Below are 14,694 nucleotides of genomic sequence, written 5' to 3'. Positions count from 1 at the left end.
CTAGGGAGCCGATGACCGAGCAATCGTCCGTCTCCACTGACACGCGTCGGACCCAGATCCTGCAGACCGCCAACGACGTGATCGCCGAGTCCGGACTCCGGACCTCGCTGCAGCAGATCGCCGATGCGGCGGGCATCCTCGCGGGCAGCCTGTATCACCACTTCGAATCGAAGGAAGCAATCCTCGTCGAGTTGATCGGCCGGTACCACGCGGCGTTGGATCAGGTCGGCGAGCAGGCGCTCAGCGATCTGGATGCGCCGGATCCGCGCCCGATCGAAGACCAGATCATCGGCCTGGGCTGCGCGATCGCCCGGTGTGCGGTCGCCCATCGCGCCGCGTTGCAGATGTCGTTCTACGAAGGTCCGAGTTCTGATCCCGAACTGATCGAATTGACCAGACGCCGTCCCGAGGGCATCCAGTCCGCGATGCTGCAGTTGCTGCGGGCCGGCCGGTGGAGCGGTGTCATCCGGCCGGAGATGGACCTGCCGACGCTGGCCGACCGGATCTGCCAGAGCATGTTGCACGTCGGGTTGGATGTCATCCGCCACAAGGGCACCAGCGACCAGGTGGCCGCGCTGCTGTGCCGCATCCACCTGCACGGGCTGGCCAGCCGTGATCTGACCGACGCGCAGTTGGACCGGTCGGCCGCTTTCGCCGCCGCCGACGAGGTGGTCAAGAGCTGGTCGGAGAACGCCGGGCCGGTTCTCGGCGACAAGGCCTCCCACGTCCGTGCCGTCGCGCGCGCCGAGTTCGGCAGGCGGGGTTACGAGATGACGACGATCCGCGATATCGCCGCGGCCGCGGGGATGGGCACCGGAACGGTGTACCGGGTCATCGGTTCCAAGGACGAGCTGCTGATGTCGATCATGCTGGCGTTCGGGCAGAAGGTCGGCGGTGGCTGGAGCGAGGTGCTGCGCTCACAGGCCACCCCGCTGGAGAAACTGGACGCACTCAGTTGGCTCAACATCAATGCGCTCGACCAGTTTCCCGACGAGTTCCGCATCCAGCTGGCATGGATGCGCCAGTCGCCGCCCGACGTCGCGGACCCCGGGTGGTCGTTCTCCACGCGCGTCCGGCAGATGAAAAGCATGCTCTCCGAGGGCATCCGGTCCGGCGAGATCCGCGTGCAGAGTCCGAATGCCGAACTACTGGCGCGCGGGGTCATCGGCGTGCAGTGGATCCCCGAGAACATCCTTCGCGAGCTGGGCGCCGACCGGGCGCTCACCCATTCCCGTGACACCGTGATCCGTGGGGTGGCCGTCCGCTCCGGCTAGCCGATCCTGGTCAGCCGCAACGGCATCCGGATGGTCAGCGATCTGTTGATCCCGCACGACCCGCTGGGTGCCACCGTTTCGTCCCACCCGGTCAGCACGTCGGCTGCGTAGTCGTTGGCGCGCGCCGGCCAGAACGTGTAGTCCTGCCGGCCGGGAGCCGTGGAGCCGTCGGGGCAGAACTGCCACGCCGCGATCGTGTGCCGAGCCCGCCAGTGACCGCTGAGATAGCGCAGCTCTGCCGTCCAGCCCTGGTTACTGGAGATCTGCCCGGTGCAGTCGAACGCGCTGCTGCACATCGAGGTGATGGTCCACACCGCGGTGACGGTGGGCCGCTCGTCGACTTTCTCGTTGGTCTTGGCCCACACCCCGTCGGACACCGCGGTGAAGGTGCCGTTGATGGCCGAACCCGAGACGTCGGCCTCGGCCGGCGGTATCCCCGTCAGTCCGACGATGATCAGCGCCGACAGGATCACCGGCCGGGGCGGCCTCACGGCGCCGCCCCGGCCGGCAGCACGAGCCGCTGCCAGTCCCCCGGTGCCACCGGATCGACCAGGTCGGTCTGGCGCGACACGTGTCCGTCCGCGGTGGCGAACTGTCCGGTGGCGGGATCGTAGTGCGCGAAACCGACCGGCGGTGGCGGCGGTGCCGGGGGTGGACCGGCCGGCGGCGGGGGCGGTGTGCCCGCCGCGGGGCCGTACAGGTTGTCATCGGCGCTGACCCGGTCATCGGGTGGAATGCCTTGCGCGATCAGGTTGGGATCCACCGGGTAGGGCCCGAGCGCGTGCTGGCGCATCGCCAGTGGTGTGTAAGGCCGGTCGCTGTAGCACTCCTGCACGGTGGGTGCGTACTTTCCCGGGACGCCCATGCACGGGGTGTTGCGCGCGCCGCGCACCGCTATCGGGGAATCCTGGGGCAGTTTGCAATACACCCCGTCCGGCGTGTCGACGGTGGTGGTGTCGGCAGGGTTGCGCCATGCCGACGGCGGTAGGAATCCGACCGTGCAGGCCGGCGGGTCGCTGACCGATATCCGGAAATCGCCGATCGGTATGCCGGTCGCATTCTGCCCGGGTGCCGAAGCCTGGTAGTAGGACACCAACGGCGGCAACAACACCAGCATCTGTTCCAGTCCCGGCCGGTAGGTCACCCCGATCTGACCGATGGTCGACAGATTGGCCAGCAGCACCGGCAGCGTCGGCTTGAGCTCGTTCAGGAGCCGGGTCACCTCGGCGGTCGCCTGCGGTGCCGTGTCGACGATGCGCCGGATCTCGCCGTCGTTGGCGACGAGTTCGTCGGTGACACCGGCCAGGCTCCGTGTCCAGGACCGCAACGAGTCGGTGCTGCGGCGCTGGGCGTCCATCAGTGGGATCGCGTCGTCGATCAGGCGGCCGGTCTGCGGGCCTGCGTGGTCCAGATCTGCCGTCAGCCGGGCGGAAGAGTCCAGCAGCGAACGCAACTGGGGTCCAGCCCCGTCGAAGGCCAGGAATGATTCATCGAGCAGTCCGGCCAGCTTGTCCTTCGGGATGCTCCCGACCAGCGCGTCCAATCGCTGCACCATCGGCGCCACGGGCTGCGGAATCACGGTGTCTGCGCGGTCGATCACCGATCCGTCCTGCAGATACGGACCGGAATCGGTGCGTGGTCGCAGGTCCACGTACTGTTCACCGACCGCGGACACGCTGCGTACCTGCACCTGCACGTCGGCCGGGATCGGTGGGGCGGTCTGCAGGGAGAGCCTGGCGATCGCGCCGGAGCGGTCGACGTCCATCTCGCTCACCGTGCCGACCTGGATCCCGCGGTAGGTGACATTGGCGAACCGGTACAGGCCCCCCGAGCTCGGCAGCTGGACGGTGACCGTGATCCGGTTGAGCCCGAACAGCATCGGTGCCTGCAGGTACTGGATCAGCATGACGGACAGTCCGATCACCGAGGCGATGGTGAAGATGATCAGCTGGGCGCGTACGAGCCGGGTCAGCATCAGCCACCCCCACCGGTGGTGGGCCAGGGCGACGGATCCGGGACCGGCGGTGCCAGCAGCGGGGCGCCCAACGGATCGCGGGTGTAGAAGTTCGCGTAGCCGGGGTCACCGGGAGCAGGAACCAGCGGTGCCTCCTCGTCGCCGAACCGGGTGCCGGCGAACAGGCCGCGTTTCAGACGGTTGTGGGTGAGGTCGACGGTCACGAACAGATTCATGTAGTCACCGCGGACTCCCCGGTCGATGAGGTTCTGGCCCAGCGGGAACACCGTCGCGAACGCCAGGGTGCGGCCGAGTTCGGGACCGACGTCGGCGATGGCCTGCATGGTCGGCGCCAGGTTCTGCAGGTTGCGCACAAAGTAATCCTGGGTGTCGGTGATGACTGTTGTGGCGGTGGAGCTGAACACGCCGAGGCGGGTCAGTGCGCCGACGAGAGCGGGCCGCTGCCGGTTCAGCACCTCGAGTGCGGCTGGAATGGTCCGCAGCGCCCTGGTGACGATGTCGTCGTTGCCGGTGAAGGTGGCGGCGAACCGGTCGAGTTCGGTGATGGTGTCGATGATGTTGTCGCGCTGGGTGTTCAGGTTGGTGATGAAGGTGTCCATCTGACCGATCAGCTCCCGGATGTCGCCCTGGCGGTCGGCGAACAACTGATTGGCGTCGTGGACGATGGCGCCGATCTGCCCGAGGCCGCCCGGATTGACGACGGCCGACAGCGCGGCCAGGGTCTGTTCGGTACTCGGATAGCTCATCGACCGGTCCACGGTGATGAGCGACCCGTCGGGTAGCTGCCCGTCTGGGGCCTGACCGGCGGGGGTGCCCAGTTGTAGATGCATGGATCCCAGCAGGCTGGTTTGGCCGACGCGGGCCACGGCATTGGCCGGCACCGTGACCCCGCCGCGTACCGAGATGTCCACCTCGGCGTGGCGTCCGGCGACACCGATGCTGTCGATGGCCCCGACCACCACATCATCGATCAATACCGGCGAATTGGCCTCCAACGTACCGACATTGGCGAGCTCCACCCGGAACTGCTGTGCGTCGGCACCGCGGCCCACCGTGCCGGGCAACGGGATGGAGTTCAGTCCGTTGAACGCACATCCCGACAGGGTGAGCATCATGGTGACCACCAGCACCCCGAGTCGCGTCATGGTCGGGGTGCTCCGGGGAACAGCAGATCTTCGATGGTGGTCGGTGGGTCTGCGGGCGCACCGGTGTAGGCCGATACCGATGGCGCCGGTGGGTCCGCGGGGGTCGGGCGCTGTCCCGGTGCCAGCTCGGGCTCGCTGTAGATGAGTTTGCCCGGTGACGGAGCGGCGGTGAGGAACGGGTTGAACGGGAAGGGCAGATAGTTGAAGTTGACCCGGTCCAGCGCGGGTCCGAGGGTCTGGGCGCACAGTTTGGCGGTCTCCGGCGCGGTCACGTTCTCCAGGGCGCCCACCATGCCGCAGATGAAGCTCTTCGGATCCGACATGTTGTTCAGGACGAAGACCCCGCTGGCGCCGCCGGTGCGCGGATCGAACATGTTGTAGGCGTTGGCCAGTGAGGTCGGCGTGACGTGCAGGACCTGCTCGAGGTCCATCCGGTGATCGACCAGGTTCTGGGTGACGTCGGCCAGTCGGGTCACCTGCTCGGTCGTTTCGCCGGAGGTTTCCGCGACGAATCGCTGCACATCGTCGATGACCGCGGACAGATCGGTCAGGGCGGCATCGAGATCACCACGGCTGCCGTCGACCGCGGCACTCAGGGTCGACAGCCGATCCTGGAACTGCACGATCTGTGCACTGCTGTCGCGCAGCGCCGAGACGAAGGTCTGCAGATTCTTGACGGTGCCCACCAGATCACCGCTGCTGTCGGCGAATATATTTGCCGCACCGGAGAGGTCGGAGATCGTCCGGCGCAACGTGGCTCCGTTGCCGTCGAGCGCGTCGGCGGCGCTGTCGATGAATCGACCCACTGCGGTCGTCGACACCTGTCCCTGCGGGCCGAGGTCGGTTGCCAGCCGGTTCAGCTGGGTCTTCACCTCGTCCCACTCCACCGGGACCGCGGTGCGGCTGCGTGGAATCGTCGCACCGTCGGCCAGCGTGGGACCGGAGATGTAGAGCGGGGCCAGTTGCACGAAACGCGCCGACACGAGATTCTCGGCGACCACGATGGCTCTGGCCTCCGCGGGCACCGCCAGGTCGCCATCGACATCCATGACGATGCGGATCTGGGTGCCCTCGGGCCGGATCGCGCTGATCGTGCCGACGGGCACGCCGGCCACCCGCACCTGGTCGCCGGGGTAGATCCCGGTGGCCGTTTCGAACACGGCGCTGATGGTTCTGGCGGCGAAGTGTGGGTGCACCAGCACATATGCGGCCCCCACCAGTAATGCAACGAGTGCGGCCGCGGTGGCGGCGGTGACCGGCCGCCGGTGACGTGTCATCTCGGCTTCTCCGGTATTCCGTTGTAGGGGAACGGGAACTCGCTGCGCGGGCCGGCGTCATCGGGCGGTTGTCCGGCGTCCACACCGCGCCGGAAGCCGAAGGCGTAATCCAGGAAGGGCTGCAGCAGTGGCGGCAGATCGAGGTTGGGGATGTAGGCGCTGTAGTACGGTCCATTGGCGACCGTCTCCCCCAGTGTGATCTGGAACTTCGCGAGCCGTGGCAGAGCCGTCGCGATGTTGTCGCGGTTCTTCTGCAGCACCTGGGTCACCGCATTGAGCTTGGCCAGCGACGGCGCCAACTCGGCCTCGTTGTCGGCGATCAATCCGGCCAGCTCGCGGGATACCGCCGAGACGTGGGACAGCAGTTCGACGATGGCCCAGCGCCGTTCGGCGAGAACGGCGACCAGGTCGTCGGCATTGAGGATGAGCGTGTTCACCTGCCGGCTGCGGCCGGCCATGATCTCGGTGACCGCGTTGCTACTGCGCAGGAGGTCGCCGAGCGCCTGGTCGCGCTGGTTGAGGGTCTGTGAGATGCGGCTGAGCCCGTCGAACGTCGGCCCGAGTTGCGGGGCGATCTGATCGAGGGTCGCCGAGAGGGCATCCAGGGAGTTGTTGACCGCCGCGGTGTCGGTTCCGGCTGTGTTCGCGCTCAATTCGCCGACCGCATCAGTCAGGGTGTAAGGGGTGAAGGTGCGCGCGAGCGGGATCAGCGACATCGGGCGCAGGGTGCCCGGTCCGGCCGTTTCCAGCGTCAGTTCGCGCTGCCCGAGCAGCGTGCCGGTGCGAATGTGTGCGGTGGTGTCCGATCCGAACTGCAGGTCGGCATCGGCGCTGAACGTGACGAGAGCGCCGTCACGGCCGAGTTCGATATCGGATACCGTCCCGACATCCATCCCGGAGACGGCGACCGTGTTCCCCACTGTCAGCCCCGCGGCGTCGGCGAAGACGGCCTGATAGCGCACCGTGGTTGCCCAGTTGATCAGTTGTTGCGGTTGTAGGCCGACGGCCACCACCAATGCGATCAGGACCGCACCGATGATGCCGGCCCGGATCAATTTCGTCCCGCGGTATTTCAGCATCAGGGTTCCACGCACCTGCCCTGTTCCTGCTTGAACACCGGGAAGACCGCGGTGCGGCCCTGCAGATCGGTGACGCGCACCGCCATCGAGCAGATGTAGTAGTTGACGAAGCTTCCGTAGGAACCGATGCGGACGAGCTTGCGGTAGTTCTCCGGCGCCTTCTGCAGTGCGGTGTCGATGAGGTCTTTCTGGCCGTCCAGCGCCGGCGCCAACCGGTTGAGTTGATCCACGGTCCCCGCCAGCGGTCCCCGGGCGCGGCCGAGCAGGTCCGCCAGCGACGCCGTACCGCGATCGAGCGCCTCGATCGCGGTACCGAGCGGTTCGCGGTCGGCGGCCAGGCCGGTGATGAACGTCTCGAGCCGGTCGATCGCCGTGCTGAAATCCTGGCCTTGCGCCGACAGCGTGCCCAGCGTGCCGCGCAGGTTGTCGATCAGGGCGGTGATGGTGGCGCTGCGGTCGGCCATGGTCTGTAGGAAGCTCGACGAATTCGACAGCAGCGAAGCCATGGTGGGTCCCTGGCCCTGAACCACCTCGATGAGGGAGGCGGTCAGTGCGTTGATGTCCTGCGGGTTGAGCCCCTGCACAACCGGTTTCAGGCCGCCGAGCAGCAGGTCGAGATCGAGTGCCGGCGCGGTGCGTTCCGGTGGGATCTGCGATCCGGGCGGCAGCAGTCGGGTGGACCCCGGATCGTCCACCAGTTCCAGATACCGGTCACCGACCAGGTTCAGATAGCGGACCACGGCGCGTGTGCCGTCGGTCAGCACCACGTCGCGGTCGGCGGTGAAGGTCACCAGTACGGTCTTGTCGGACCGCATGCTGATGTCCTCGACGGTGCCGACCCTGACCCCGTAGAAGCGCACGCTCTCTCCCGTGCTCAGATGGGATACGTCGTGGAACACCGCGGAGAAGGACCGGGTCGAGCCGGTCCGGAACTGACCGAACACGAAGAACAGCGCCGCGGTCAGGAGCACCATCACGACCGTGAACACCCCGAGTTTGACTGTCAGCCTGCTCATCCGGGTTGCCCGATCTGTGCGCTGTTGCGCGGCGGGCCGTTGCGGGGGCCGCCGAACAGGATCTGTTTGAGTCCGTCGGCGTTGAGGACGATGCCGGGGTTGTTGTACGACCACGGGTTGGCACCGACATCGGTCACCACGAAGGGTGGCACCTTCTGATAGGGCACGTCGGGAAGGTCCGTGCACTGCGGCCCACCGGTGGCCGCGACCTTCGGGATGTTCTCCGGATAGCGGTACCGTTCCTGACCCCACATGAATCCGGCGAGCACCTCGACGCCGGGCTCGTTCAACGGTGGGTTGGTCGACATCAGGGTGATGCCCTTGAGCGCACAGCGCAGCGCCTCGTTGTACCGGTTGGTGAGTTCGGTGGTCGGCGCGAGGAACGTCAGCGCGTCGGTGAGCGGTCGGCGATTGTCCTGCAGTACCTGTTCTCCCACGTCGGCAAGCCCGATCGCGCCCAGCAGCATGGCGTCCAGATTCTGTTGCTCGTCGACGATGGTGGTGCCGAGGGTGGTGGCGTCATCGGCGAGCGCGATCATTGCCGGTGCGGCGTCCGCGTAGGAGCGCAGCACCTCCGGTAACGATTCCAGGTGGCGGTTGATGGCCGGCATCCGTGAATTCAGTTGCGCAAGGAAAGAATTGAGGTCGACGAGCATCCGGCCGACCTGTCCGCCATTGCCGCCGGTGGCGGCGGCGATGGCACCGAGGGTCTGGTTGAGCTTTTCGGGCTGGATCGTGGCGAGCACCGACACCAGTTGTTCGAAAACCGTGTTGATCTCGATCATCACCTGCCCGGCCTGCAGAACCTGCCCGGCATGCAGCGGCTGTGGCGAGGGATCCGGCGGCACCTGCAGCTGTACCGATTTGGCGCCGAACACCGTCGTCGCGGCGATATCGGCAACGGCATTGGCCGGAATTGACTGCAGCCGTGCGGGTTCGATTGCCAGGCGCAGGGCGGCCATCCCGCCGGGCCGATCCTCGATGGCTGCCACCTTGCCGACCTGGACGCCGTGGAACTGGACCTTCGCATCCGGGTTCATCACCAGACCGGCGCGTGGTGAGAGCACGGTGACCGTGACCGAGTCGTCGAAGTCGCCCCGGAACGCCGTCAGGGCCATGGCAGTGACGACCGTCGCCGCAGCGACCATCGCCATGCCGGCGACCGATCGTGACAGCAGACTCGGCACGGCAGTCCCTCCCGGCGACATCTCGGGCCATCCACGGCGGGCCAGATCCCCTCGGCCGAGAATCGTGGATGGCAACCTAATGTTTGATTCGGAAGTTACAGAACCCGTGCCAGCACGGTCAAGGGTGCGGGCGTGCGAGAAATGCTATTTACCACTGTGTAAGCCGATTTTCCGAGCCGACCAGCGCTCGGTTGTTCTTGTAGTCTGCAACAAAAATTAGGTTAGTCTCTGCGGATATCATCTCGGGGACGACGATCGGAAGAAATGTTCACGCTCCGCTTCGACATGCGCGCGCCTGTGTTCGGCGCAGCCGGCCGCACGCTGTATCCGGCCGCGCTCGACATGTGCGCCTGGGCGGAGTCCCGCGGCGCGATACTCACCATCCTGTCCGAACATCACGCGACGACGGACAATCATCTGCCCGCACCCCTGGTACTCGCCTCGGCGATCGCCGCCCGCACCGAGCGGCTGGGCATCCTGCTCGCCGCGCTGGTCCTGCCGCTGTGGGACCCGGTCCGGCTGGCCGAGGAGATCTGCGTGCTCGATCTGATCAGCGCCGGACGCGTCAGCTATGCCGTCGGCGTCGGGCACCGTGCCGAGGAGTACGAACAGCTGGGCGTGGACATGCGCCGCCGCGGCCGGATCGCGGACGAGAATCTCGCGCTGCTGCTGACACTTTTGCGCGGCGATGACATGGTGCACCATGGGCGTCGGATACGGGTCTCCCCCGCCGCCGGCAGCCCCGGCGGTCCGACGATCCTGATCGCCGGTGGCAGCGCCGCGGCCGCTGACCGCGCTGCGCGGCACGGTCTCGGTTTGATCGCGCAGACCGACGCTCCCGGACTGCTGGACCGGTACGAGCAGGCGTGTCGGATGTACGGGCAGCGTCCCGGTCATGTCCAGTTGCCGGCGGCCGGTGTCCCGACCGTGGTGTTCGTGGCCGAGGACGTCGATGCGGCCTGGCACGACCTCGGACCGCATCTGCTGCACGACGCGCGGATGGCGGCGTCCTACCGCCCCGCGGACGACTCGGTGGCCAGCATCTCCCGCGCCGAGAACGTCACCCAGTTGCGTGCCGCAGGCAGCCCGTACCGGGTGCTGACCGTCGAGCAGGCAGCCGACATGATTAGGGCCGGTCGACCGCTGCCGTTGCTACCGCTGTGTGCCGGCCTGCCGCCGGAGCGCGCCTGGCCCTATCTGGAGTTCGCCGTCGACGCGGTGCAGACCGCCCGTCGGAACGTATGAGGAGGAACGTGGACGTGGCACCGATACGAGTCGTGGTGTGGTCGACCGGTGGTGTGGGCGGGATCGCAGTGGACGCGGTACACCGCCGGGCGGACATGGAACTGGTCGGGGTCTGGGTGCACAACCCGGACAAGGACGGCCGGGATGCCGGCGTTTTGGCCGGCGGGCCACCGATCGGGTTGGCCGCCACGCGCGACGGCGACGCTCTGATGGCGTTGCGGCCGGATTGCGTGGTCTATGCCGCCAGCGGCCCCGAACGCGACGCAGGCGCACTGCCGGATTACGAGCGATTCCTTGCCGCCGGTATCAACGTGGTGTCCACGACCTCGACCAGCCTGCTCCATCCGCCCTCGTACTTCCTCCCGGAATGGCGTGACCGATTGACCGCGGCTGCACAGCAGGGTGATTCGTCGTTGTACGTATCCGGCGTCTTCCCCGGTTTCGGATCCGACCAGCTGGCCCTGGTGCTGTCGACGCAGTCCAAGACGATCCGCACCATCACGGCGACCGAGATCTCGCTCAACGACCACTATCCGGTGGCCGACGTCATGATGGACGGTATGGGTTTCGGTCGCCCACTGGAGTTCGAACCGCTGCTCAAGACGCCGGGCTTCATCGAGATGGTCTGGAACGCCCCGATCCGGCTGATCGCCGCGGGGCTGGGTGCCGACATCGAGGAGATCCGCGGCACGCTGGACCGCCGGTTGACCGACCGCGACATCGAGGTCGCCTTCGGGACGATCCCGGCCGGCACCTGCGGTGCGGTCCGTACCCGTGCGGTCGGTGTCATCAAGGGGCGGGAGGCGATCGTCCTGGTGCACATCATCCGGATGTCGCGTGACGTCGCGCCCGATTGGCCCAGCGCGCCTACCGATGCCACCTACCGGGTCGATATCGACGGCGAGCCCGACGTCCACTGTGAGATGACACTCGGGGATGATCAGGGACACGGCGCCGGTGCCGCTGCGATGGCCGCCACCGCCATGCGGGTGGTGAACGCGATCCCCTATGTCGTGGACGCGAAAGCGGGTCTGTTGACCTCATTGGATTTGCCGAACACTCTGCCACGCAACGTATTCGACTGAGGTGGTACTCGCACGGCCTCGGCCTGCGTCACCGCAACCTCCGAAGTGCTACCTAAATCGTGTTCCACCTGCGTATCGCACACGGCGCCGGGGCGGCCGGTCGAGAGCCGGCTCCGGCACGCAGTCACGTTGTTGTGCAGCGTACATATCCAAGTTCAGAGACATCGATCAGCGCGGGCGAGGCGGATCCACTCTGGAAGCTGTTGACCAAATATCTGTTCCACTCTACTGTCGAACACAGCGCGCACCACACAGCGAAGGAGCCACCAGATGCAGATGAACGACCTCGTCCTGGTCTCGGTCGACGACCACCTCGTCGAACCGCCGGACATGTTCGACAACCACATCCCCGCCAAGTACCGAGACGATGTGCCGAAGTTGATCCAGCGGCCCGACGGCACCGACGCCTGGGTCTTCGAGGGGCAGGAGGCGACCAACGTCGGTCTCAATGCGGTGGCCGGTCGGCCACCGGATGAGTACGGCGCCGAGCCGACCAAGCTGTCCGAGATCCGCGAGGGGTGCTACGACATCCACGAACGCATTCGGGACATGAATGCCAACGGCGTTGCCGCCGCACTCAACTTCCCGTCGTATCCGCAATTTTGCGGTCAGTATTTCGCCCGCGCCGCCGATAAGGATCTGGGCCTGGCTGTCCTACGTGCATACAACGACTGGCACATCGACGAATGGTGTGGCACCTACCCCGGCAGGATGATCCCCCAGGCGCTGCCGCCCATCTGGGATCCCGAACTGATGGCGGACGAGGTGCGCCGGGTGGCCAAGAAGGGTTGTCACGCCGTCACCTTCTCGGAGAACCCGACGAAGCTGAACTACCCCTCGCTGCACGACCCGCACTGGGATCCGTTCTGGCAGGCCTGTAGTGACGAGAATGTCATCGTCAACCTGCACATCGGTTCCTCCTCCTCGGTGGTGATCACGTCCATCGATGCCCCGGTCGACACCATGATGACCCTGCAACCGATGAGTATCGTCCAGGCCGCCGCCGACCTCATCTGGTCGCCGACCCTGCGCAAGTTCCCCGATCTCACCTTCGCGCTGTCCGAAGGCGGAATCGGCTGGGTGCCCTACTTCCTGGAACGGGTCGACCGGGTGTACAAGATGCACCGCGCCTGGACCCACCAGGACTTCGGCGACAGGTTGCCCAGCGAGGTGTTCCTCGACCGGATTGCGCTGTGCTTCATCGACGACGGCTTCGGAATCGAGAGCCGCGACAAACTCAACCTGGACATGATCACGTGGGAGTGTGATTACCCGCATTCCGATTCGACCTGGCCGGTGGCGCCCGAAACATTGACCGCCTACCTGAACGGAGTGTCGGATCGCGACATCGACAAGATCACGCATGAGAACGCATTGCGACTCTATTCGTTCGATATGTTCTCCCACTTCCCGAAGGACCGTCTCACCGTCGGGGCGCTGCGGGATCAGGCGGCCGACGTCGACCTCGGATTCCGTTCGTCGGAGCGTTTGCGCAAAACCGGAACCGACACCGTCACCGTGCTCGATCTGGCGCAGAAGATCCCGACATGAGGTCTGATAGCCTTGCCATTCGCTGAGATTCACCCGTCAGCGACGACGGGATGACAGCTGTGGAGGTGGCGTGGCTATCGAGCAGACCTCCGAGAGCTCACGCCGCGCGGAGATACTGCAGACGGCCGAGAGGCTGATCGCCACCTCGGGACTACGTGTCTCATTACAGGAAATCGCCGGTGCGGCGGGCATTCTCACCGGCAGTCTGTACCACCACTTCGCGTCCCGTGATGACCTGCTACTCGAATTGGTGCGCCGCTACCACGCCGACCTCGACCGCATCGGTGAGCAGGCGTTGCACCGGCTCGATGCCCATGACGATGTCGGCTTGGAGCAGAAGGTGATCGAGCTCGGGGTGGGTATCGCCGAGTGCGCGGTGCGAAACCGGGCTGCGCTGCAGATGTCGTTCTATGAGGCGCCCACCTCGAGCACCGAGTTGACCGACATGCTGCGCCACCCGCCCAGCGCGGTGCAGGATGCCATGGTCCAGACGCTGCGCGCCGGCCGCTGGAGCGGCTACATCCGGCCCGAGTTGGAACTCGCCCCGGTGGCGGACCGGATGTGCCAGTCCATGCTGCATGTCGGACTCGACGTCATCCGCCGGGATGCCGATCCGGCACAGGTGGCCACCGTGCTGTCGCACATCATGTTGGGCGGGATTGCCGCCGACGCCCCGGCCGACGCTGATCTCGATGGTTCCGCGGCACTGGCCGCAGCGGACGACGCCATCGCCACCTGGGGCCGCGAGGCCGACGACACCGGCGGCACCAAGGCCGACCATGTTCGCCGTGCGGCGCGAACAGTATTCGGCCGCAAGGGTTTCGAAACCAGCACCATCCGTGATATCGCTGCCGAGGCCGACCTCAACCCGGCCACCGTACACCGGCTGATCGGCTCGAAAGACGTGTTGCTGGCCGCCATCATGCAAGACTTCGGGCAGAAGACGGTGAAGGCCTCCGTCGCGGTGATGCAGTCGCAGGCCTCTGCGGCCGAGCGGTTGGACGCCCTCAGCTGGATCTTCGTCAATGCCGTCGACCGGTTTCCCGCCGAATGGCGGATCCAGCTGGCATGGATGCGGCAGGCCCCGCCCGACAGCCCGAACCCGGGTTTCGCGTTCGCCAGCCGGATGGAGCACCTGGAGGGCCTGCTCGCCGCGGGCGCCCGGGCGGGACAACTGCGCCTCGGTCGGGCACCGCTGGACGTGCTGTCCCGTTGCGTGATGGATGTGCTGTGGGTCCCGGGCAACATCATCGCCTGGATCGGCCCGGCCGCCGCACGCACGCTGGCACGCGACACCGTGCTGCGCGGAGTCGCGCGCCCGGAATGACATTCGCGCGGATCCGATCCCTTGCCGCCGGCGCGCGGACGAGTAGGTTCGCAGCATGACCACAGGTGGATTCGACCAGCAACCGATCAATTACTCCGCGCCCGGCGGGCATCCCGGTGGACTGTTCCACCGGTGGCTGGCCCGCGTCGTCGACGGCATCCTCATCGCCGTCGTCGCCTTCCTGGCGGCCTTCGCCACCGACTCGTTGTCCAGCATCTGGGTGACCGGACTGTTCACCGGGCTGCTGACCTTCGTCTACTACGTCGCCTTCGAGGTCACCCAGGGCTGGACGCCCGGCAAGAAGGTGCTCGGTCTGAGCGTGCACGGCGCGGGCGGCACCGCCAAGCCGACGCTGCAGCAGTCGGCCATCCGCAACGCGTTCACGCTCTTGCCCATCATCCCGCTCGTCGGCGGTCTGCTGGGCGTCGTCGCCATCCTGGTCATCGCGGTGACGATCAACAGCAGCCCGACCAAGCAGGGCAAGCATGACGAACTGGCCGGCGGAACCCAGGTCCTCAAGCGCTGAGTTCTAC

General features: G+C 66.6%; 13 protein-coding genes. 6 read left to right on the top strand and 7 right to left on the bottom strand.

The features are described 5' to 3' along the window. Positions 1-11: 11 nt before the first annotated feature. Complete coding sequence (locus BST17_RS01590; RefSeq protein ID WP_083054884.1) at positions 12-1,274, top strand: TetR/AcrR family transcriptional regulator; 1,263 nt, start codon at positions 12-14, stop codon at positions 1,272-1,274. Here BST17_RS01590 and BST17_RS01585 read toward each other — a convergent pair. From BST17_RS01585 to BST17_RS01555, 7 genes are read right to left on the bottom strand one after another with little or no spacing between them, the layout of a single operon-like run. Beyond that, on the bottom strand, positions 1,271-1,765 hold the full coding sequence (locus tag BST17_RS01585; protein ID WP_083054880.1) for an Rv2253/PknI dimerization domain-containing protein: 495 nt from the start codon (positions 1,763-1,765) through the stop codon (positions 1,271-1,273). The genes BST17_RS01590 and BST17_RS01585 overlap by 4 nt on opposite strands. Further along, complete coding sequence (locus BST17_RS01580) at positions 1,762-3,249, bottom strand: MCE family protein (protein ID WP_083054878.1); 1,488 nt, start codon at positions 3,247-3,249, stop codon at positions 1,762-1,764. Before BST17_RS01580 ends, BST17_RS01585 begins: the two co-directional genes overlap by 4 nt. After that, complete coding sequence (locus BST17_RS01575; RefSeq protein WP_083054876.1) at positions 3,249-4,394, bottom strand: MCE family protein; 1,146 nt, start codon at positions 4,392-4,394, stop codon at positions 3,249-3,251. Before BST17_RS01575 ends, BST17_RS01580 begins: the two co-directional genes overlap by 1 nt. Beyond that, positions 4,391-5,671 (bottom strand): MCE family protein, encoded by a 1,281-nt coding sequence (locus BST17_RS01570; RefSeq protein ID WP_083054874.1) that lies wholly within the window; start codon positions 5,669-5,671, stop codon positions 4,391-4,393. The genes BST17_RS01575 and BST17_RS01570 overlap by 4 nt, the downstream gene beginning before the upstream one ends. Beyond that, on the bottom strand, positions 5,668-6,750 hold the full coding sequence (locus BST17_RS01565; protein WP_083055281.1) for an MCE family protein: 1,083 nt from the start codon (positions 6,748-6,750) through the stop codon (positions 5,668-5,670). Before BST17_RS01565 ends, BST17_RS01570 begins: the two co-directional genes overlap by 4 nt. Further along, positions 6,750-7,766 (bottom strand): MCE family protein, encoded by a 1,017-nt coding sequence (locus tag BST17_RS01560; RefSeq protein ID WP_083054872.1) that lies wholly within the window; start codon positions 7,764-7,766, stop codon positions 6,750-6,752. The genes BST17_RS01565 and BST17_RS01560 overlap by 1 nt, the downstream gene beginning before the upstream one ends. Next, on the bottom strand, positions 7,763-8,974 hold the full coding sequence (locus tag BST17_RS01555; protein ID WP_407937716.1) for an MCE family protein: 1,212 nt from the start codon (positions 8,972-8,974) through the stop codon (positions 7,763-7,765). Before BST17_RS01555 ends, BST17_RS01560 begins: the two co-directional genes overlap by 4 nt. A 264-nt stretch (positions 8,975-9,238) precedes the next feature. Here BST17_RS01555 and BST17_RS01550 point away from each other — a divergent pair, with 264 nt between their 5' ends. From BST17_RS01550 to BST17_RS01530, 5 genes are all read left to right on the top strand, one after another. Continuing rightward, on the top strand, positions 9,239-10,198 hold the full coding sequence (locus BST17_RS01550; protein ID WP_234807493.1) for an LLM class flavin-dependent oxidoreductase: 960 nt from the start codon (positions 9,239-9,241) through the stop codon (positions 10,196-10,198). Positions 10,199-10,221: 23 nt separating this feature from the next. Continuing rightward, entirely contained in the window at positions 10,222-11,283 is a 1,062-nt protein-coding gene (locus BST17_RS01545; RefSeq protein WP_407937721.1) for an NAD(P)H-dependent amine dehydrogenase family protein, read from the top strand. A gap of 270 nt (positions 11,284-11,553) precedes the next feature. Then, on the top strand, positions 11,554-12,834 hold the full coding sequence (locus BST17_RS01540; protein ID WP_083054864.1) for an amidohydrolase family protein: 1,281 nt from the start codon (positions 11,554-11,556) through the stop codon (positions 12,832-12,834). A 70-nt stretch (positions 12,835-12,904) separates the two neighbouring features. Further along, positions 12,905-14,161, top strand: coding sequence for a TetR/AcrR family transcriptional regulator (locus tag BST17_RS01535; RefSeq protein WP_083054862.1), 1,257 nt, complete (start codon positions 12,905-12,907; stop codon positions 14,159-14,161). A gap of 55 nt (positions 14,162-14,216) precedes the next feature. Beyond that, a complete protein-coding gene (locus BST17_RS01530) occupies positions 14,217-14,687 on the top strand; it encodes an RDD family protein (protein ID WP_083054860.1) in 471 nt (156 codons plus the stop codon). The last annotated feature ends 7 nt before the right edge of the window (positions 14,688-14,694 follow it).

Source organism: Mycolicibacterium bacteremicum, from assembly GCF_002086115.1.
In the GTDB taxonomy this organism is placed as follows: domain Bacteria; phylum Actinomycetota; class Actinomycetes; order Mycobacteriales; family Mycobacteriaceae; genus Mycobacterium; species Mycobacterium bacteremicum.
The sequence above is the reverse complement of the archived record's forward strand: the minus strand, read 5'-3'. Positions and strand labels throughout refer to the sequence as shown.

Coding starts and splice junctions, on each gene's coding strand:
- BST17_RS01590 (WP_083054884.1), top strand. CDS start 12: ATGACCGAGCAATCGTCCGTCTCCACTGACACGCGTCGGACCCAGATC.
- BST17_RS01580 (WP_083054878.1), bottom strand. CDS start 3,249: ATGCTGACCCGGCTCGTACGCGCCCAGCTGATCATCTTCACCATCGCC.
- BST17_RS01575 (WP_083054876.1), bottom strand. CDS start 4,394: ATGACGCGACTCGGGGTGCTGGTGGTCACCATGATGCTCACCCTGTCG.
- BST17_RS01570 (WP_083054874.1), bottom strand. CDS start 5,671: ATGACACGTCACCGGCGGCCGGTCACCGCCGCCACCGCGGCCGCACTC.
- BST17_RS01565 (WP_083055281.1), bottom strand. CDS start 6,750: ATGCTGAAATACCGCGGGACGAAATTGATCCGGGCCGGCATCATCGGT.
- BST17_RS01560 (WP_083054872.1), bottom strand. CDS start 7,766: ATGAGCAGGCTGACAGTCAAACTCGGGGTGTTCACGGTCGTGATGGTG.
- BST17_RS01555 (WP_407937716.1), bottom strand. CDS start 8,974: ATGTCGCCGGGAGGGACTGCCGTGCCGAGTCTGCTGTCACGATCGGTC.
- BST17_RS01550 (WP_234807493.1), top strand. CDS start 9,239: ATGCGCGCGCCTGTGTTCGGCGCAGCCGGCCGCACGCTGTATCCGGCC.
- BST17_RS01540 (WP_083054864.1), top strand. CDS start 11,554: ATGCAGATGAACGACCTCGTCCTGGTCTCGGTCGACGACCACCTCGTC.
- BST17_RS01530 (WP_083054860.1), top strand. CDS start 14,217: ATGACCACAGGTGGATTCGACCAGCAACCGATCAATTACTCCGCGCCC.